Origin of the sequence: Paraburkholderia ribeironis, from assembly GCF_900019265.1 — a bacterium.
Classification (GTDB): domain Bacteria; phylum Pseudomonadota; class Gammaproteobacteria; order Burkholderiales; family Burkholderiaceae; genus Paraburkholderia; species Paraburkholderia ribeironis.
Genome location: NZ_CYGX02000055.1, coordinates 1 through 17,032, shown reverse-complemented (window position 1 = coordinate 17,032; position 17,032 = coordinate 1). Strand labels below are relative to the sequence as shown.

Below are 17,032 nucleotides of genomic sequence, written 5' to 3'. Positions count from 1 at the left end.
CGCGAGTCGCGGCGAGTGGAATTGGTCCACGCCGGGAATTTCTGCAAAAGCGGCGCACTGCACGCTTTCACACTTTCCATTACATTGCGGATGCGGTCGCTCGTGCGCCCCGTTCCTTCCAATCAGATACCGGTGTCTGCCATCATCGAATCCATGCAGCCAATCGTCTCAGTCAAGAATCTGTCGAAAACCTATGCGAGTGGTTTTCAGGCACTGAAAAATATCAATCTGGCGATCAACCGCGGAGAAATTTTTGCATTGCTCGGCCCCAACGGCGCAGGCAAAACAACGCTGATCAGCATCATCTGCGGCATCGTCAATGCCAGCGAGGGCAGCGTGACGGTGGACGGCCACGAAATCGTGGCGGACTATCGCAGCGCCCGCTCGCTGATCGGCCTGGTCCCGCAAGAGTTGACCACCGACTCGTTCGAAACTGTCTGGGCAACCGTCTCGTTCAGCCGCGGGCTGTTCGGCAAGCCGAAAAACCCGGCTCACATCGAGAAGGTGCTGCGCGACCTGTCGCTGTGGGAAAAGCGCAATAGCAAGATCATTACGCTGTCGGGCGGCATGAAGCGGCGCGTGCTGATCGCCAAGGCGCTGGCGCACGAGCCGCGCGTGCTGTTTCTCGACGAACCGACCGCGGGCGTGGACGTCGAGTTGCGGCGCGATATGTGGAAGCTGGTGCGCTCGCTCACGCAGAGTGGCGTGACCATCATCCTCACCACCCACTACATCGACGAAGCCGAGGAGATGGCCGACCGCATCGGCGTGATCAGCGCGGGCGAGATCATGCTGGTCGAAGAGAAAACGGAGTTGATGCGCAAGCTCGGCAAGAAGCAGTTGACGCTGCAACTGGACAGTCCGCTCGAGCAGGTGCCAGCTGCGCTGGCCGGCTACGCGCTGGCGGTCGACAAGGGCGGCAGCGAGCTGATCTATACCTATGAAGGTGAGGGCGGTCGCACCGATATCATCGCGCTGCTCAAGGCGCTCGACGATGCCAGTATCCGCTTCACGGACCTGCACACGACGCAAAGTTCGCTCGAAGACATCTTCGTCAGTCTGCTCCGAGGTGATCAATGAATATTTACGCAATCCGCGCGATCTACAAGTTCGAGATGGCGCGCACGTGGCGCACGCTGATGCAAAGCATCATCGCGCCGGTGATTTCGACGTCGCTTTACTTCGTGGTGTTCGGCTCGGCAATCGGTTCGCGCATCAAGGAGGTGGACGGCATCAGCTACGGCGCGTTCATCGTGCCGGGATTGATCATGCTGCAGTTGCTGTCGCAAAGCATTGCGAACGCGTCGTTCGGCATTTACTTTCCACGCTTTACCGGCACGATCTTCGAATTGCTGTCGGCGCCGGTGTCGTACCTGGAGATCGTGGTCAGCTATGTGGGCGCGGCGGCCACCAAATCGATCCTGCTCGGGCTGATCATCCTCGCGACCGCCGGCCTGTTCGTGCCGTTGCAGGTGCTGCATCCGTTCTGGATGGTGCTGTTTCTGGTGCTCACGGCAATCACGTTCAGCCTGCTCGGGTTCATCATCGGCATCTGGGCGGATGGTTTCGAGAAGCTGCAACTCGTGCCGCTGCTGATCGTCACGCCGCTGACGTTTCTCGGCGGCAGTTTCTATTCGGTCAATATGCTGCCGCCGTTCTGGCGAGTCGTCACGCTGTTCAATCCGATCGTCTACCTGGTCAGCGGCTTTCGCTGGAGCTTCTTTGGGCTCGCCGACGTGAACGTCGGACTGAGCCTCGGCATGACGGTCGTGTTTCTCGCGGTGTTCCTGCTGATCGTCGGCTGGATCTTCAGGACCGGCTACCGGCTCAAGAGCTGATTGTGCGGCGGCGGACCGGCCGACGCCGATGAGCGCGAGCGGTCTGCCCGGGGGGCATCCAGATAGTGGGTAAGCCGCGCGGTGAGGCGGCATGGTTGCCGGCGGTAACAGTGATCGAAGCGATCATCGGCAGGTGGGCGAGCGCCAAGCCGCGAGTGGGCTGAACGGGCTGAGCGAACGAGGCGACCGCGTGCGCCGCCACCTCGTTCATCGGTCACTACGACACGTATGCGTGCGCGACGTTGATCAACTGCACGCGATTGCGCACGTTGAACAGTTGCCGCAGCCGACGCAGATGGTAGTCGACGTTATGCGGCGACAGCCCGAGGAAGTAAGCGATTTCCTTGTCGCGCTGGCCCTGCACGACCGCCTTCAGCACGGCATGCTGCAACTCGCTCAACGCGACGCGCTGCGGCTGCGCGGGTGCCATGCCGATCACACTTTTCGCGTGCGTCCACATGAACTCGTGAATCATGTGCGCGAACATCAGCGTTTCGGCGACGATCGATTCGGTCATCCAGCGCGGGTTGCCGATCTCCGAGTTGAAGCACAGGCTCGCGCTCAGTTCCGGCTCGGGCAGCGGCATCCGCGTAAGGATGCCGCTTTTGCGGCCGGCCGTTTCCAGCATGTCGATCAGCCCGCCGAGACGCTCGCTGCGCATCTGCGTGCGCGGCAGTTCGGCGCGCATGTCGGCGGTGTTCCACAAAAACGGCATGCCGGTTGGCGACGCCAGCGCGACGCGCGGATCGATTTCAAAATAGCGCTCGCGGAAATAGCGTGCGAGCCATGTCTGCGACTCGTAGCTGGTCAGCACGAACATCGTCATGTGATGCGACGACGTGCGCGTGGCCGTATAGCTGAACGAGTCGAAGCCAAGCTGCCTGATACGCTGTCGTACGAATTCGATGCGGTCCTGCGCGCTGCCGAAACGCACCAGCGGACTGATCACCGGCGCGGCGCGCCGTGCCGCGGGCGACGGCGTGCCGATCTCCTCCTCGGTGAAGAGGGTGAGAAAGCCCGCGGGCGCCGCACCGGTTGCGATGCGGGTCGAAGTTCTCGATGCTTCAGCCGCGTGGGCTGATTTCACGGGTTGCCGCGTGCCGGCCGGGTAGGCCGGTTGTGCGGACCCCGTTGAGTCGTATGCTGCCGACGCGTGCCCGGCTGCGCCTTGCGGCGAGCCATTCAGCCAATGCGGCAGCGTATCGGGTTCGTGTTCCATGAAACGGTAGCTCCGGCGTTTGAAACGCGTGAAAGACGACAACCTGAATGATTAGCTATTTACTGAAATTACGGTAGCCGGCTCCTTGCTATTACTTTTTCGATCCTGCGCTGACGACGGACCGGCAACGGGTACGGCGGAGTTCCTCCTTGCATACGGCACCTCCCGAGAATGAACGTGATGCCACGAATTCAGAAGCTGACGACGACGCTTGCCTACGATTGCTACATGGCGGGCCAGAAATGGTTGTCGAGCATGGCGCGCTCGTGACGGCACCTCGTTCTGTGCCCATATCTCGAACCAGACGAGCAGGAACTGCTGTGGGCGCCCGGCTTGCGCATGGGCGACGTCTGGTTCGTGCCGCGGGCGCCGATCTGGTGGCGCCTGCGTTCGATCAGCGACGCGCCGCTGTCGACCTTTCATTTGCACATGAGCGCAGCGTGATCGACAGCGTCGCCGCGCTGATCGAACTCGGCGGGACGCGTGAGCTCGCTCCCGGCGGCGCGACACAGTTTCACGATCCGCTTGTTGCCGCGCTGCCCGGCGGCTTGCATCGCGCTGCCAGAAATCCGGCCGATCTTGCCACCGATCTGTCAATCGATGAACTGGCCGCGCAGGGCGGCCCAAGCGGTTTTCATCTGGCGCGTGGGTGTCGCCGCGAGACGGGCGAGACCCCGCATCGGTTCGTCGCGCGCCTGCGGCTCGGCGAAGCGGCGCGGCTGCTGCGTGCCATCGATTGGACCGTGCTGCACAATACACAGTCCGATCGGTCCGCCCTTTCGTATGAATCTCTCACTTTGCGCAGTGTGCGGTGCATTGCGCGGCTTGCAAACTACGAACTTTCGTGGACTCAAACTGGCAAGAGCTGGCATGACCATGCCGATGCAGCGTTTCCGGCCCGTTGAGGCGAGCTAGCTCATCTGGCCTAACTGGCCTGACCGCATTGGAAGCAACTGTATCTGTTAAATCATTGCATGAAAAGAGAGGATTGAAATGTGCACCACCTAGCCCGACCAGCATCTGATCGACCGTTCCCTTCAACCCGCGACCTTGAAAATCCTGCGATGACCCGACTTCGAATCACCTCCTGCGGCCATGTTTTTATCGCCGAAACGCATCCGGACGCGCCGCAGACGGTGGCCGCGTTCCTGAAGCTTCTGCCGTACCGTCAAAAGATCATTCACGTGCGCTGGAGCGGCGAAGGCTGCTGGGTGCCGCTCGGCGACTTCAAGCTCGAGAACGACGGTGCGGTGGTCGGCTTCGAGAATCACACGAGCCATCCGTCGGTCGGCGACATTCTGTTCTACCCGGGCGGCTACAGCGAGACCGAGATCATTCTCGCGTACGGCTCCTGCTGCTTCGCGAGCAAGCTGGGGCAACTGGCGGGCAATCACTTCCTGAGCGTCGTCGAAGGCAAGGAAAAGCTGCGTGAGCTGGGCACCAAGGTGTTGTGGGAAGGTGCGCAAGACGTGCTGTTCGAGAAGATCTGAAGCGCGGTTGCGCCGTGCGCTGGCGCTGCGACGGATGGGCTGGCGTTCGGCTCGAATGCGACGGCCAGCGCGGCGGGTTTAGTGGCGGTGGGCGGCGGCTCGATCGCGAACCGCGCGGTGGTTGCGCCGTCCTATACGATCGGCGGCTCGACGTATAGCGACGTCGGCGCGGCGTTGGCGCGTGACGCAGAACAGCACCGATATCGCCGGCTTGCAAAGCACCGTCGGCAGTTTCAACGGAGCGGTGGCGTATGCGGTGCAATACGATAGCTCGGCCCATGACAAAGTCATGCTCGGCGGTACCGCGGCCAGCGCGCCGATAGTCCAGCTGACCAATCTTAAGGATGACGAAATATCGGCCACCAGCAGCGATGCCGTGACCGGCGCGCAACTGTGGAGCACCAACCAGCAGATCGGCAACCTGAGTCGGGTCGTGCAGAACTTTCAGGGTGGCGGCGACGCCTATGTCTGCGTCAACAGTGCCGCCAATGCGGCACAGGCAGCAGGACAGGCAGCGGTCACGAGCAGACTCATGCCCGCTGCCGGCACCCCGTCGCCTGCACGTGCGGGGTGCGGTGCGACTTTTATTTGAACAGCTTCAACGCTTGCGAGATCGTATTGATCACGCCCCATGCGAGCGGGAGCATCACGTACAGCCAGAAGACGGCGAGCTTCGCCTTGTTGGTCGGATGCACGGTTTGAACGGTCGACATGCGGGTCTCCTCAGGCGCCTTTGGCGAGTTCTGCGTCGGTCATGTGGTGCTTGTCGTCCACACGCTTGACCAGCAGGTTGCAGATAAAGCCGATCACCAGCAGCACGGCCATGATGTGAACGGTCATCGTGTAGGCATCCGCTTTGGCGACGCCTTGCGCGACTTCGTACGCGCGAATGTAATTCACCAGCACCGGACCAGCGACGCCCGCGGCGGCCCACGCCGTCAGCAGGCGGCCGTGGATGCCGCCGACGAATGCCGTGCCGAACATGTCCGCGAGATAGGCCGGCACCGTCGAGAAGCCGCCGCCGTACATCGTCAGGATCACGCAGTAGGCGAGCACGAACAGTGCGATCTGGCCGGACGCCGCGAAACCCGGCACCAGGTAGTACAGCACCGCGCCGAGCACGAAGAAGACGAAGTAGGTGTTCTTGCGGCCGAGCCAGTCCGAGGCCGATGCCCACACAAAACGGCCACCCATGTTGAACAGTGACAGCAGACCCACGAAGCCTGCTGCCGCGACCGGCGTCACCGTGTCCTTGAAGCTCTCCTGGATCATCACCGAGGCCTGGCCGAGAATGCCGATGCCGGCCGTCACGTTGAGGAACAGCACCAGCCAGATCAGATAGAACTGCGGCGTTTTCAATGCCTGGTCGATGTGCACGTGATTACGCGAAATCATCTTCTGACCGGTCGCGGCGGGAGTCCAGCCGGCCGGCTTCCAGTCGGCGGGCGGCACGCGGATCGCGAGTGCGCCGATCGACATCGAGATGAAGTACACGATGCCGAGCACCACGAAGGTTTCGGCCACGCCGACGCTGGTCGCGCTGTGGAAGTGATTCATCAAGGCCACCGACAAAGGCGCAGCGATCATCGCGCCGCCGCCGAAGCCCATGATCGCCATGCCAGTCGCCATCCCGCGGCGGTCCGGAAACCAGCGGATCAACGTCGATACCGGCGAAACGTAACCGAGCCCGAGCCCGATGCCGCCGATCACACCATAGCCGAGATAGAGCAGCACGATCTGATGCAGGTACACGCCGAGCGCGGAGATCAGGAAGCCGCCGCCGAAGCAGCATGCAGCGGTAAACATCGTGCGGCGCGGGCCGACATGTTCGAGCCATTTGCCGGCAAACGCCGCCGACAGACCGAGGAACACGATCGCGAGCGAAAAAATCCAGCCGAGTGCAGTCAGCGACCAGTCATCGGGACCGGACTGCGTAATGCCGATCACTTTGGTCAGCGGACCGTTGAACACGGAGAACGCGTACGCCTGGCCGATACACAGATGAACGGCGAGCGCGGCGGGTGGGACCATCCAGCGCGAGAATCCCGGCGTCGCGACCGTGGCCTGCTTGGAAAAGAAGGGGGCGGAGCCTGGCTGGTCGCCCGGCTCGATGATGCTACTCATTGTCGGTCTCCCGTAAGGAATTCTTTGTTATCGGCATTCTCGTACCCGTGCTTTAGTTGTAGCGGTGTAAAGCTTGCAGATTTGCGCTCAGGAATATATGTATTTTGCGTTCATATTGCACGGGTAAGTTCGCCGAGTTGTCGAACAATAGGGCGGGAAGCAGGCCTTGGCAATATGAGACGCAAACACATAAGGCATTTTCCGGATGAAATGCGACAGTAATCTGTCCAACGGCGCTGTCCAACGGCGACGCCGCATAAACGCAAAACGCAAACGCAAAACGGACCGGCGGTGGCACTGCGCCACGCCGGTCCGTCTTTGCGGTCACTGCTTCGCGACTTTTCAGGCGATGCCGCGTCCGGTTTTCATCCTGGCCGCCACCAGCACAGAAATCAGGCAGCCGATCGCGAGGTACGCGGCGACCGGGTGCCACGAGCCGCCGGCAAGGCCGACCAGCGCGACCGCGATGAACGGCGTAAAGCCTCCGCCGACCACGCTCGCCACCTGATAGCCGACGCCCGAGCCGCTATAGCGATACTCGGTACCGAACAGTTCGGTGAACATGGGTTGCTGTACGCTGACCACCATGTCGTGCGCGATGTTCGCGAGCATCACGGCGAACACCACGATCCACACCGTCGAGCGTGCTTCGAGCGCGAGGAAGAACGGCACTGCGCTGAACATGCCTACCAGCGCGCCGATAATGTACACGCGGCGGCGGCCGAAGCGATCCGCCAGCCAGGCGAAACACGGAATTGTCACACAGCTCAGCGCGCCGACCAGCAGGCCGATGGTCAGGAAGAATTCGCGCGGCATGTGCAGGTTCGCCGTCGAGTAGTTCAGCGCGAACGCCGTGACGATATACATCGTGAACAACTCGGCCAGACGCAGCGCGATGATCAGCAGAAACGCCTTCGGATGACGCAGCAGCGCTTCGACGATCGGCAGCCGCACGCTGCGTTCGCCATGCTGGCCGACCTTCTCGACGAATTCCTGCGACTCCTCCATGCTCGAGCGGATCCACAGTGCGATCAGCACCAGCACCACGCTGAACAGGAACGGCAGGCGCCAGCCCCAGCTGAGGAACGACGCGTTGTCCATCGAACGGCTGATCAGCGCGACCAGCCCGGTGGACAGCACGAGGCCCACGCCATAGCCGACCTGCACGCCGCTGCTGTAGAACGCTTTCTTCTTCTCCGGCGCGCTTTCGACCGCCATCAGCGCCGCGCCGCCCCATTCGCCGCCGACCGCGAAGCCCTGAATCGCGCGCAACGTCACGAGCAGCACCGGCGCCCACCAGCCGATCGCCGAGAAGGCCGGCAGCAGACCGATGGCGGCGGTCGACAGGCCCATCATCATCACCGTGAGGACCAGCATGCGTTTGCGTCCGAGGCGATCGCCATAGTGTCCGAACACGAAGCCGCCGAGCGGACGAAACAGAAAGCCGACGCCGAAGGTGGCGAAGGCGGCGAGCGTGCCCATCGCCGGGCTGACCTTCGGGAAGAACTCGGCGTTGAAGACCAGTGCGGCGACGATGCCGTATAGCAGAAAGTCGTACCAGTCGACCACGGCGCCGACAAAGCTGCCGAGCGCCGCCTTGCGCGCCTGGCTGCGCGCCGTGCGCTGGGTGGCCGTGGTGGCCGTCGGGATGATGATACTCATCAGGCTGTCTCCTTTGTCGACCGGAGTTAGTGCTTCAGCACTTACTCCGGTCCCATGCAAGTTAGTTGAGTTAGTGCTTCAGCACTTACTCCGGTCCCATGCAAGATAGTTGCGTTGAACTCTCGGACTGGGCGGGATCGAACCGCAGGGGCAGGGCAGTTGCCGGAATCGATCCGTGGCAGGATGTCCGGAAGATTAGTGATGTGAGGCGGATCTCACAATCCGCATCGGGGTCGAATTGCGCGAACATCGAACGCGACTGCGCGCATAGCGCGCGTTTTGCGCGTTTACACCGAGAAGCGGCGCCTTGATCGGTGCGGAGAAACGGTTCGAGTCGCCACGTGCTAACGTAAAGAGGTGATCCAAAAACAACATATCGCTGATATACTACATACGGAATATTGATTAATGCGGCGCTGCAGCATATGATTGAGTCATTCGTTCACTCAATCGTCCGGAGTTACAAATGGAATTTGTGCCTCTTTTGCTGCTCGCCATTGCAGTTGCGGGTTTGGGCTCTGCCGCCACCATTCTGCTGACGGACTGGATTCCTCAGGCGGTCGCGCAGCTTGCATCGCAACATGGCCGGTTCATCGGCCTCGGCGAGCAACTCGGCGGGGCGGCACCCGCGCCCTATCGCGCGCATGTTCAAGCAGAGGCGATGAATGTCGTCAGAACTTCAAACTGAAACAGTGGCAACCCCGCTGACCTTGTCACTGCAGCCGATCGGCGCGAGCGCCAGCTTGCGCGATCAGGCCTATGCGATGCTGCGCCAGGCGATTGCCGACGCGGATATATACCAGAATCGCGAAGAAATCCGCCTCGACGAACGCGTGCTGAGCGAATCGCTCGGCGTGAGCCGCACCCCGGTTCGCGAGGCAATGACCCTGCTCGAACAGGAAGGCTTTCTGCGCATGGTGCCGCGGCGCGGCATCTATATCGTGCGCAAGAGCAAGCGCGAGATCGTCGAGATGATCCAGATGTGGGCGGCGCTCGAAAGCATGGCGGCGCGGCTTGCCACGCTGCACGCGACGGACGAGGAGATCGCCCGCCTGCGCCACATGTTCGACAATTTCCGCGACGCGACGCCGGCCGAGCACATCGCCGAATATTCGGACGCCAATATCGCGTTCCATCAGGCGATCGTCGAGCTGTCGAAGTCGCAGATCATTCTCGACACGATCAAGAACATCTTCATTCATGTGCGTGCGATCAGGCGTATGACTATTTCGCAGAGCGATCGGGCGTCACGCTCGATCGTCGACCACTTGCGCATCATCGAGGCGTTGGAGAAGCGCGATACCGAATTGGCCGAGCGTCTCACGCGCCAGCATTCGCTGGATCTGGCAGCGTTCGTCGAGGCGAATTGTGATTTTCTTGATTGACGGGTGCTAGGGGTTGACTGAGGTTTCGAATAGGAAGGCCCGCGGTGTGAAAACGCCGCGGGCCTTTTGTTTGTGCGCGGTTGGCGGCCGTCGCCTGCGGTTGGTTGCTGTTGCTGTTGCCGATGCCGGACGTTGGCCGTGTTGGCATGCCACGGTCAGTGAGGGATAAACCTTGCTTGACGGTACGAAAAATATGGTATGTGATATATCAACGGTCGCGACTTAGAGCCCGACTCAGTATTTTTCCCGGTCTCGGCCTCGAATCGTCTCGGTCTTTGCGCGATGAAGCACCAACTGGTGGGGAACAGAAGCAGGAGGCTCGAGACCGCACAGTTTGTAAATCAAGCTTGATTGAATGTGATATATCACATACGGTATGTAGAAGGCTGGTGAAACATGGGTGAGAGCGGACGCAAGTTCAAACGGGTGCGTCCGTCGATTAACCGTTGCACAACCGATTGACCCGCATCTTTCATGGGACCGGAGTAAGTGCTTTGCGCCAACTCCGACCGACCGCCACTAGCGTGGCATGGGACCAGAGTAAGTGCTTTGCATGGGGGCCAGAGTAAGCGCTGAAGCGCTAACTCTGGCCGACAGCTAAAGCGCCAACTCCAGTCAAACCTCAGCATGGGACCAGAGTAAGTGCTGAAGCACTAACTCTGGTCGACCGCTGAGGGCCTGGAGTAAGCGCTAAAGCGCCAACTCCAGTCAAACCTCAGCATGGGACCAGAGTAAGCGCTAAAGCGCCAACTCTGGTCGACACCGGAGACGACCATGTCTGCAGTTGTTTCATCCCTGAACTCAACCATGGGCAGCACGACAGCCGACGACACGCTCAAGCAGAAGACGCGCAATGCCGGCGTCGTCTCGGGCGGCCATCTGGTTGCGAAGGCACTGAAAAACGAAGGGGTCGATACGATCTTCACGCTGTGCGGCGGCCACATCATCGATATCTACGACGGTTGTGTCGACGAAGGGATCCGCATCATCGACGTGCGCCACGAGCAGGTCGCCGCGCATGCGGCCGACGGCTACGCGCGCCAGACCGGCAAGCTCGGCTGCGTGGTCACGACCGCCGGCCCCGGCTGCACCAACGCGGTAACCGGCATCGCCACCGCGTTTCGCTCGGAGAGTCCGATCCTGCACATCGGCGGGCAGGGCGCGCTGACGCAGCACAAGATGGGCTCGCTGCAAGACCTGCCGCACGTCGACATCATGGCGCCGATCACCAAGTTCGCCGCTAGCGTGTCGAGTACCGAACGCGTCGCGGACATGATCTCGATGGCGGCGCGCGAGTGCTTCAACGGCGCGCCCGGTCCGGCTTACCTGGAAATTCCGCGCGACGTGCTGGACCGCGAAGTTGACGCGACGCGTGCGATCGTGCCGCAGCCGGGCCGCTATCGGGCGTCGACGAAATCGATCGGCGATCCGCGCGACATCGAAAAACTCGCGGACCTGCTCGTGAACGCCGAGCGGCCCGCGATCCTCTACGGGCAGCAGGTGTGGACCGCGCGTGGCCATGAAGAAGCGGTCGCGTTGCTGCGTGGCATCGACATGCCCGGCTATTTCAATGGTGCGAGCCGCGGGCTGTTGCCGCCGGGCGATCCGCACCATTTCGACCGCACGCGCTCGCAGGCTTTCGCGAATGCGGATGTGCTGATCGTGGTCGGCACCCCGTTCGATTTCCGCATGGGCTACGGCAGGCGCATCAGCAAAGAGTTGTCGCTTGTGCAAATCGACATGGACTACCGCACGGTCGGCAAGAACCGCGATATCGATCTCGGCCTGGTCGGCGACCCGGGCGCGATCCTGGCGGCGGTGCTACAGGCCGCGAGCGGTCGCCTGAAAGACGATAAGCGCCAGGCGCGCCGCAAATGGATGGCGCAATTGCAGGACGCCGAAGCGAGCGCGACCGAAAAACTGATGCCGCTCTTCAAATCGAATAGCACTCCGATTCATCCCTATCGCGTCGCTTACGAGCTCAACGAATTCCTCTCCGACGACACCATCTATATCGGCGACGGCGGCGACGTCGTGACGATCTCCGCGCAAGCGGTGCGGCCGCGTCGTCCGGGGCAATGGATGGACCCGGGCGCGCTTGGCTCGCTCGGCGTGGGCACTGGCTTCGCGCTCGCGGCGAAGCTCGCTCATCCGCACAAGGAAGTGCTGTGCTACTACGGCGACGGCTCGTTCGGCATGACCGCGTTCGACATGGAAACCGCCAATCGCTTCGGCGCGCCCTATCTGGCGGTGATCGGCAACAACTCGGCGATGAATCAGATCCGCTACGGCCAGCTAGCCAAATACGGCGAAGAGCGCGGCAACGTCGGCAATCTGCTGAGCGACGTGCCGTTCAGCAAATTCGCCGAAATGCTCGGCGGTCACGGCGAGGAAGTGCGCGATCCCGCGCAGATCGCGGGCGCGCTGCAGCGCGCCCGCGAAGCGATTCATCGCACCGGCCGTTCGGCGGTGGTCAACATCTGGGTCGACCCGCGCGAGTACGCACCCGGGACGAAGAACCAAACCATGTACAAATAAGCCGCACACTTCAGGAGATATGACATGAGCAAAGCACTCGACGGTGTGCGCATCCTCGATTTCACGCATGTGCAATCGGGGCCGACCTGCACGCAATTGCTGGCGTGGTTTGGCGCGGATGTGATCAAGGTGGAACGGGCCGGCGCCGGCGACATCACGCGCGAGCAGCTGCGCGATATTCCGGACGTGGACAGCCTCTACTTCACGATGCTCAATCACAACAAGCGCTCCGTCACGATCGACACGAAGAACCCGGAAGGCAAGCAGGTGCTCGAAGCGCTGATCCAGAAATGCGACGTGCTGGTGGAGAACTTCGCACCGGGCGCGCTGGACCGCATGGGCTTCACGTGGGACCGCATTCAGGAGCTGAACCCGCGCATGATCGTCGCGTCGGTGAAGGGCTTCGGCCCTGGGCCTTATGAGGACTGCAAGGTCTACGAGAACGTCGCGCAGTGCGCGGGCGGCGCGGCTTCGACGACCGGCTTCGACGACGGGCCGCCGGTCGTGACCGGCGCGCAGATCGGCGACAGCGGCACCGGCTTGCATCTGGCGCTCGGCATCGTCACGGCGCTGTATCAGCGCACGCATACCGGACGCGGCCAGCGCGTGCTCGCCGCGATGCAGGATGGCGTGCTCAATCTGTGCCGCGTAAAACTACGCGACCAGCAGCGGCTCGATCGCACCGGCACGATGAAAGAGTATCCGCAATATCCGAACGGAACGTTCGGTGAAGCGGTGCCGCGTGCTGGCAATGCGTCGGGCGGCGGTCAGCCGGGCTGGATCCTGAAGTGCAAGGGCTGGGAGACGGACCCGAACGCGTATATCTACTTCATCACGCAGGCGCCAGTCTGGACGAAGATCTGCAACGTGATCGGCAAGGAGGAGTGGGCCACGGACCCCGACTACGCGACAGCACCGGCGCGTCTGCCGCGCCTGAAGGAGATCTTTGCCGAGATCGAGCGATGGACCATGACCAAGACCAAATTCGAGGCCATGCAGATCCTCAACAAATACGACATTCCGTGCGGCCCGATTCTGTCGATGAGGGAGATAGCTGAAGAGCCTTCGCTGCGCAAAACCGGCACCATTGTTGAAGTGGATCATCCGGCGCGCGGTAAATATCTGACAGTTGGCAATCCTATCAAATTGTCCGACAGTCCGACCGAGGTCAAACGTTCACCGCTGCTTGGCGAACATACCGACGAAGTGATGGCAGAACTGGGCTATTCGCCGGAGCAGATCAGCGCATTGCGCATGGCTGGCGCGATCTAGGCGCGCCAGCGCGGTAGTCAAACCAGCGATCGTGGCGAAGCGCTGAAGGAGCGACGTATGGATACGTGGATGCGGTTCATGTCGAGTGACGGTGGCATCGTGTTCGGCCGTGTCGAAAGTGGCTATCTGCACGAGTACGAAAGTCTCGATCAGCCAGTGCCGACCGGCGCGGTGCTGTCGACGCGCGCGCTGACGCCGCTAGCGCCTTGCGCGCCGGGTAAGGTCATTGCATTGTGGAACAACTATCACGCGCTGGCCGCGAAGCTCGACAAACCGGTGCCCACGCATCCGCTCTTTCTGCTGAAGCCGGCGGACTCGGTGATCGGTGCGGGCGAGCCGATCCGCCGGCCACTCAGCTACACGGGCAAGATCGTCTACGAAGGCGAGCTCGGCATCGTCATCGGCCGGCGCTGCCGCGACGCGAGTGTGGCCGAAGCCGGCGATGCAATCTTCGGCTACACGATCGTCAACGATGTGACCGCCGCCGATCTGCTAAATGAGAGTCCGCACTTTCCGCAATGGTGTCGCGCGAAAGGGTTCGATACGTTCTGCTGCATCGGGCCGGCAATCGTCTCCGGTTTCGAATGGCGGCACGCGCGTCTCGTGACGACGCTCGATGGCGTCGAGCGGCAGAACTATCCGCTCGCCGATATGGTTTTCTCGCCCGCCGAACAGGTGAGCCTGATTTCGCAGGATCTGACGCTCGAACCCGGCGATGTGATCGCGTGCGGTACGTCGCTCGGCGTTGGATCGATCAGGGACGGCGCGACGGTGTCGATCACGATCGACGCGATCGGTACGCTGAGCAATACGTTGCGCGCCGCGCGAGCGGATACGGTTGCACAGGTCCGGTCGAACGAAACGACAAACGCTGTCTGAAAGGGGGCCGAGTTTCTCGCTTTGTCGGCCCGGCGTCATTGCATCGGAACTCGAAGGAGTACGCATGCTGCAAACGTCTGACAGTACTGCGTGGATGGGCATGTTCTTCGCGCTGGCAGTCGGCTTCGCCGTTGCATTGGTTTCTGCGTTGACGGTTGCGTTTGCCGCACTCGGCCGGAGGCAGCTTCAACGGCGCTCGATGCCTCGACGCTATTCGCACGCCGGTGCGTTGGCCGCCGTGCTCGCGGGACTGCTCGCTGCGTGCATGGGCGAGAGCGGCGACGTGGTCGGTGCTTCGATGGTCGGCGCCATTGTCGGTGCGTGGCTCGTACGTGGATGCGAGCTGGCGCGACGGCCGCGCGTGGTTGCGCTGCTGGGCAGCGGCATGGGCCTCGTTGCGATGTCGGGAGGCGTTGCTCGTTATCTGTCGACGGCGGCCAGCTCGAATGCCGAGCATATCGGGCTCTATGTTGGGCTCTATCTCGCGGTGTTTATCGGTGCACTGGTCTTCGCTGCGTGCGCGATCGTATTCTGCCAACTATGCGGTGCGTTGCAGTTCAAGCCGGTGGCAGGTCCGGGCCACCGCGTCGTCAATCTCTCTGCAATCCTGCTTTGTGGATGGCTCGGCTACGGCTTTGTGACCGGGCAGGCGCAGCCATTCGGCCTTGCGGCGCTACTGTCGATGAGCGCGCTGGCGTGCGCGATGGGTGTGCATCTGATGGTCAGCCGCGAGTATTCAATCTGTCACGCCGCAATCTGTCACGGCGTGAGCTGTCACGGCGACGCGCACATCCGCACTCATCTGGCGATCAGCCGGCGCGGCTTGCTCGCGCGCATCGAATGGCATGGCGGGGAAGAGCAGACATGGGCATTGCGCGACGCAGCGCCGGGCACCGTGCGCACGGCAACAGACCGATACCGTCGTGGCTGGCATAACAGCAGGAGCGTGGCTACGCGTCGACGCGAGTGTGTCCGGAGCGTGCGCAGCGTGCGCAATCGCCCGGTTCATTTAACGACCCGCCGTTGAACATGCATACACTGACCTTTGCAACGGCCGGCGCGGCGCGCGGCGGGATCATGAACCCGCCAGGGCGCTCAATTGCTGTGCGCCGCGAACTCGCTGTAGTACTGGTCCTTCTTGTGCAGAATCAGTTGCGCGAGAAAATCTGCATCGTATGCGCGGAGCAAATGACTGTGATACCGCTCGATGTACGCGGTGATACGTGCCGCTTCACTATTGAATTCCTTCAACACGTCGAGCGTGGCGTGGTCCCAGCGGAATCGCAGGCCGAGGTCGCTGAACGCGGCGTTGTACGCGCTCAGATGAGCGTCGTCGGGATGGTCCGCAGCGACGCGCGCAGTGCGCGTGCTCGTATGAGACGCAACCGGGGCGTGGTTCATGATCGGCCTCCTGGGCTGACAAGTGACAGAACTCGCTTGCAGCATAGAAGTACTGATCAATTTGTAATAGTTAAAGTTTTATTGGATTTTTATAGCCTATTGCTTATACACGCTCAATTCCTTGACGCGTGTGATTTTCTCGATCAGGTTCGCGCCTTCTTCCATCAGGAAGCGCTTGAAGGCGACCGCGACGGGCGGCAGGCGTTTGTTCTTGCGGTGCACGACGTACCAGTTGAGCATGACCGGAAAGCCCTCGACATCGAGCACGACCAGATGGCCCAGTTGCAATTCGAGGCTGATCGTATGCGCGGACAGGAACGCGATGCCCATGCCAGCGATCACTGCCTGCTTGATCGTCTCGGTGCTCTTGATCTCCATCGCGATCTTCAGGTTGGCGAGACGTCCGGCGAAGCCTTCTTCCATCGAATTCCACGTATCCGAACCGCGCTCGCGCACGATGAAGGCCTCGTTCGCGAGTTGATTCATCCGGATGTTGCGCTTGTGCGCAAGCGGATGCGTGGGCGCCGCCACGATCACGTACGGGTGCGGCGCGAACGGCTCATTGGTTGCGTCGGTCTCGTGCGGCGGGCGCACCATCACCGCGAGATCGGTCTGATTGGTGGCGAGCTGCTGCAGCAGTTGTTCGCGATTGTGCACGGCGAGATTGAGCTGGACGTCCGAGTATCGGCGCGTGAATTCAGCCAGCAGGCGCGGAAAGAAGTAATCGCCGGCGCTGATCACCGCGACATTCAGCTTGCCGCCGGAGACGCCTTTGAGCTGGCTCATCGCTTCGTCGACTTCGTGGAACTGCTGAATGATCGCGCGGCTGTAGTGCAGCATTTCGGTGCCCGCCGGCGTCAGATAAATTTTTTTGCCGAGTTGTTCGAACAGCGGCAGCCCCGCATGTTCTTCGAGCTGCCGGACCTGAGTGGAAACGGCGGGCTGTGTGAGATGCAATTCTTCCGCGGCACGCGAGAAGCTCAGGTGGCGCGCCACCGTTTCAAAGACCTTCAGTTGCCGCAGAGTCGCATTGCGCATCGTCATGGCCAATGTATAAGCAAATGTGAATCCACATAATAACAAACTTTAATTATTCGTAATTCAGCAATCACCCTAGGGAAGCGCTGATTAATGGACCAACTGACCGAGTTGCAGCCGAGAGGGCGTCGAATTTTCCGGATGACGAAGCGACTCGAAGCTGAACTCGGTGAATTGGCCGCGTAA

The 17,032-nt window shown here is 61.5% G+C and carries 17 protein-coding genes; 11 read left to right on the top strand and 6 right to left on the bottom strand.

All coding sequences use genetic code 11. The features are described from left to right. The first annotated feature begins 153 nt into the window (after window positions 1-153). Complete coding sequence (locus tag BN2475_RS23745; RefSeq protein WP_094781951.1) at window positions 154-1,080, top strand: ABC transporter ATP-binding protein; 927 nt, start codon at window positions 154-156, stop codon at window positions 1,078-1,080. Further along, complete coding sequence (locus BN2475_RS23740; protein WP_094781930.1) at window positions 1,077-1,838, top strand: ABC transporter permease; 762 nt, start codon at window positions 1,077-1,079, stop codon at window positions 1,836-1,838. The genes BN2475_RS23745 and BN2475_RS23740 overlap by 4 nt, the downstream gene beginning before the upstream one ends. 217 nt (window positions 1,839-2,055) lie before the next feature. On the opposite strand, the gene BN2475_RS23735 is transcribed toward BN2475_RS23740, so the two are convergent. Next, window positions 2,056-3,057, bottom strand: coding sequence for a helix-turn-helix transcriptional regulator (locus tag BN2475_RS23735; RefSeq protein ID WP_094781929.1), 1,002 nt, complete (start codon window positions 3,055-3,057; stop codon window positions 2,056-2,058). Window positions 3,058-3,377: 320 nt separating this feature from the next. Between BN2475_RS23735 and BN2475_RS23730 the strand changes: the two genes are divergently transcribed. The 3 genes from BN2475_RS23730 to BN2475_RS23720 all read left to right on the top strand — a co-directional run bounded on the left by BN2475_RS23730 (window position 3,378) and on the right by BN2475_RS23720 (window position 5,139). After that, entirely contained in the window at window positions 3,378-3,962 is a 585-nt protein-coding gene (locus BN2475_RS23730) for a helix-turn-helix transcriptional regulator (protein WP_245841534.1), read from the top strand. Between the two features lie 159 nt (window positions 3,963-4,121). Continuing rightward, window positions 4,122-4,547 (top strand): DUF3830 family protein, encoded by a 426-nt coding sequence (locus tag BN2475_RS23725; RefSeq protein WP_094781928.1) that lies wholly within the window; start codon window positions 4,122-4,124, stop codon window positions 4,545-4,547. 181 nt (window positions 4,548-4,728) lie between these two features. Next, window positions 4,729-5,139 carry a hypothetical protein gene (locus BN2475_RS23720; RefSeq protein ID WP_094781927.1) on the top strand — a complete coding sequence of 137 codons (411 nt, stop codon included), beginning with the start codon at window positions 4,729-4,731 and terminating at the stop codon, window positions 5,137-5,139. Here BN2475_RS23720 and BN2475_RS23715 read toward each other — a convergent pair. From BN2475_RS23715 to shiA, 3 genes are all read right to left on the bottom strand, one after another. Further along, complete coding sequence (locus BN2475_RS23715; protein WP_094781926.1) at window positions 5,132-5,260, bottom strand: MFS transporter small subunit; 129 nt, start codon at window positions 5,258-5,260, stop codon at window positions 5,132-5,134. The genes BN2475_RS23720 and BN2475_RS23715 overlap by 8 nt on opposite strands. Window positions 5,261-5,270: 10 nt before the next feature. Further along, a complete protein-coding gene (locus tag BN2475_RS23710; protein ID WP_094781925.1) occupies window positions 5,271-6,671 on the bottom strand; it encodes an L-lactate MFS transporter in 1,401 nt (466 codons plus the stop codon). Window positions 6,672-7,013: 342 nt separating this feature from the next. Then, window positions 7,014-8,333 (bottom strand): shikimate transporter, encoded by a 1,320-nt coding sequence (gene shiA, locus BN2475_RS23705; RefSeq protein ID WP_094781924.1) that lies wholly within the window; start codon window positions 8,331-8,333, stop codon window positions 7,014-7,016. A gap of 466 nt (window positions 8,334-8,799) precedes the next feature. Here shiA and BN2475_RS23700 point away from each other — a divergent pair, with 466 nt between their 5' ends. From BN2475_RS23700 to BN2475_RS23675, 6 genes are all read left to right on the top strand, one after another. Then, window positions 8,800-9,021, top strand: a complete 222-nt coding sequence (locus BN2475_RS23700; RefSeq protein WP_094781923.1) for a hypothetical protein — start codon at window positions 8,800-8,802, stop codon at window positions 9,019-9,021. Beyond that, window positions 8,999-9,718 (top strand): GntR family transcriptional regulator, encoded by a 720-nt coding sequence (locus BN2475_RS23695; protein WP_094781922.1) that lies wholly within the window; start codon window positions 8,999-9,001, stop codon window positions 9,716-9,718. The genes BN2475_RS23700 and BN2475_RS23695 overlap by 23 nt, the downstream gene beginning before the upstream one ends. Window positions 9,719-10,492: 774 nt before the next feature. Next, window positions 10,493-12,256: a thiamine pyrophosphate-binding protein gene (locus tag BN2475_RS23690; RefSeq protein WP_094781921.1), complete on the top strand. Its 1,764-nt coding sequence runs from the start codon at window positions 10,493-10,495 to the stop codon at window positions 12,254-12,256. Between the two features lie 24 nt (window positions 12,257-12,280). Further along, window positions 12,281-13,528, top strand: coding sequence for a formyl-CoA transferase (gene frc, locus BN2475_RS23685; protein ID WP_094781920.1), 1,248 nt, complete (start codon window positions 12,281-12,283; stop codon window positions 13,526-13,528). A 57-nt stretch (window positions 13,529-13,585) separates the two neighbouring features. Continuing rightward, window positions 13,586-14,407, top strand: a complete 822-nt coding sequence (locus tag BN2475_RS23680; RefSeq protein WP_094781919.1) for a fumarylacetoacetate hydrolase family protein — start codon at window positions 13,586-13,588, stop codon at window positions 14,405-14,407. A 64-nt stretch (window positions 14,408-14,471) separates the two neighbouring features. Beyond that, the gene (locus tag BN2475_RS23675; RefSeq protein ID WP_245841531.1) at window positions 14,472-15,434 is read left to right on the top strand and encodes an NAD(P)(+) transhydrogenase (Re/Si-specific) subunit beta; all 963 of its coding nucleotides are present in this window, start codon (window positions 14,472-14,474) and stop codon (window positions 15,432-15,434) included. Window positions 15,435-15,502: 68 nt separating this feature from the next. Here BN2475_RS23675 and BN2475_RS23670 read toward each other — a convergent pair whose 3' ends face one another. Both BN2475_RS23670 and BN2475_RS23665 read right to left on the bottom strand, forming a co-directional pair. Next, a complete protein-coding gene (locus BN2475_RS23670; RefSeq protein ID WP_094781917.1) occupies window positions 15,503-15,808 on the bottom strand; it encodes a hypothetical protein in 306 nt (101 codons plus the stop codon). Window positions 15,809-15,904: 96 nt separating this feature from the next. Next, window positions 15,905-16,852 carry a LysR family transcriptional regulator gene (locus tag BN2475_RS23665; protein ID WP_094781916.1) on the bottom strand — a complete coding sequence of 316 codons (948 nt, stop codon included), beginning with the start codon at window positions 16,850-16,852 and terminating at the stop codon, window positions 15,905-15,907. Window positions 16,853-17,032: the final 180 nt, after the last annotated feature.

Excerpts from the sequence above, each read along its gene's own strand:
- BN2475_RS23745 (WP_094781951.1), top strand. The coding sequence starts at position 154 with ATGCAGCCAATCGTCTCAGTCAAGAATCTGTCGAAAACCTATGCGAGT.
- BN2475_RS23740 (WP_094781930.1), top strand. The coding sequence starts at position 1,077 with ATGAATATTTACGCAATCCGCGCGATCTACAAGTTCGAGATGGCGCGC.
- BN2475_RS23735 (WP_094781929.1), bottom strand. The coding sequence starts at position 3,057 with ATGGAACACGAACCCGATACGCTGCCGCATTGGCTGAATGGCTCGCCG.
- BN2475_RS23725 (WP_094781928.1), top strand. The coding sequence starts at position 4,122 with ATGACCCGACTTCGAATCACCTCCTGCGGCCATGTTTTTATCGCCGAA.
- BN2475_RS23715 (WP_094781926.1), bottom strand. The coding sequence starts at position 5,260 with ATGTCGACCGTTCAAACCGTGCATCCGACCAACAAGGCGAAGCTCGCC.
- BN2475_RS23710 (WP_094781925.1), bottom strand. The coding sequence starts at position 6,671 with ATGAGTAGCATCATCGAGCCGGGCGACCAGCCAGGCTCCGCCCCCTTC.
- shiA (WP_094781924.1), bottom strand. The coding sequence starts at position 8,333 with ATGAGTATCATCATCCCGACGGCCACCACGGCCACCCAGCGCACGGCG.
- BN2475_RS23700 (WP_094781923.1), top strand. The coding sequence starts at position 8,800 with ATGGAATTTGTGCCTCTTTTGCTGCTCGCCATTGCAGTTGCGGGTTTG.
- BN2475_RS23695 (WP_094781922.1), top strand. The coding sequence starts at position 8,999 with ATGTCGTCAGAACTTCAAACTGAAACAGTGGCAACCCCGCTGACCTTG.
- BN2475_RS23690 (WP_094781921.1), top strand. The coding sequence starts at position 10,493 with ATGTCTGCAGTTGTTTCATCCCTGAACTCAACCATGGGCAGCACGACA.
- frc (WP_094781920.1), top strand. The coding sequence starts at position 12,281 with ATGAGCAAAGCACTCGACGGTGTGCGCATCCTCGATTTCACGCATGTG.
- BN2475_RS23680 (WP_094781919.1), top strand. The coding sequence starts at position 13,586 with ATGGATACGTGGATGCGGTTCATGTCGAGTGACGGTGGCATCGTGTTC.
- BN2475_RS23675 (WP_245841531.1), top strand. The coding sequence starts at position 14,472 with ATGCTGCAAACGTCTGACAGTACTGCGTGGATGGGCATGTTCTTCGCG.
- BN2475_RS23670 (WP_094781917.1), bottom strand. The coding sequence starts at position 15,808 with ATGAACCACGCCCCGGTTGCGTCTCATACGAGCACGCGCACTGCGCGC.
- BN2475_RS23665 (WP_094781916.1), bottom strand. The coding sequence starts at position 16,852 with ATGACGATGCGCAATGCGACTCTGCGGCAACTGAAGGTCTTTGAAACG.